At 50.7% G+C, this 1,220-nt stretch carries 1 protein-coding gene; it reads right to left on the reverse strand.

Annotation, left to right across the window (positions count from 1 at the left end):
• Positions 1 to 92 precede the first annotated feature (92 nt).
• Entirely contained in the window at positions 93 to 1,133 is a 1,041-nt protein-coding gene (locus MMIC_RS12375) for an IS110 family RNA-guided transposase (RefSeq protein ID WP_072660774.1), read from the reverse strand.
• Positions 1,134 to 1,220 lie beyond the last annotated feature (87 nt).

Below are 1,220 nucleotides of genomic sequence, written 5' to 3' on the forward strand. Positions count from 1 at the left end.
TGTTGGCCCTTGTGTGAATCAGGTTCCCAGGAATGTAGCTGTCCGCCTTTGTTGCCATCTATCTTCTTATCCTCGCAGTCATTTAAACCTTTTTATGCCATGGCAGGGTGATAACACTCATGCTTAGTCAGCAACACCCATGCCGTACGCATGTTCTTGTTCGCCAATGCTACAGCTGCCACATTCCGGCCTCGCCTTTCTGACAGTTCACATACCCACTTGCTTAGTCGATCCGGTTTCTTGGAGGCAACGCGGAGAGCTGATTGAGCGCCTTGAATCAATAGTTTACGCAAATAACTATCTCCACGTTTGCTGATGCCGAGCAGCCTGGATTTACCACCTGTGGAATGCTGCCTTGGAACCAGCCCCAGCCATGCCGCCATCTCACGTCCATTACCGAATGCTTTCGCATCGGCTACCGCCGCTACCAGAGCTGTTGCAGACATTGGGCCCATGCCAGGTATCGACATCAATCGTTTGCAGGCATCGCTTTGCTCAGCCAATCGCCTAATCTGTCTGTCATAACAGACTATCCGTTCATCCAGTCGTCGCACTTCGTCGGCTAACTGGCACAGCAACTCCCGGAATATCGGTGTCAGATCGTTATCGGCATCTGCGAGCATATCAGGTATTCGGCCTCGCAGACTTGCCATACCTTGCGGTAAAACGATTCCATATTCCATCAGTAGCCCACGCATCTGGTTCGCTTGCGCTGTCCGGTGAGATACCGCCAGACTTCTCGCCCTGTGGATGCTCTGTACGTCCTGTTGCTCCATGCCCTTAATCGGAACAAAGCGCATGTTGGGGCGACTCACCGCTTCGCAGATCGCTGCCGCATCAGAAAAATCATTCTTGTTTGATTTGACATACGGCTTTACAAATTGAGCTCCCATCAATCGAACATCATGGCCCATCTTCAATATTCTGCGTGCCCAGTCATGCGAACCTCCGCATGCCTCCATGCCCACAAGACAAGATGGAAGCTGCGACATCAACCGTAGTAAACCAGCCCGTGTCACCTGCTTCTTCAGAATCACATGCCCTGATGCATCTATTCCATGCAAGTGAAAAGTATTCTTGCCCAAATCAATCCCGACTACTGATATTTCAAATACTTCGCTATTATCTCTCATAGTTCGCTCCGTCCTTCTTCGTAATGGAATATCTCCATTCTGGCACATTGCGATGCCGTTAGGGGACGGAGCGGACCATCCCATTAG

It is taken from the genome of Mariprofundus micogutta, from assembly GCF_001895085.1.
Lineage (GTDB): Bacteria > Pseudomonadota > Zetaproteobacteria > Mariprofundales > Mariprofundaceae > Mariprofundus > Mariprofundus micogutta.

Coding starts and splice junctions, on each gene's coding strand:
- MMIC_RS12375 (WP_072660774.1), bottom strand. CDS start 1,133: ATGAGAGATAATAGCGAAGTATTTGAAATATCAGTAGTCGGGATTGAT.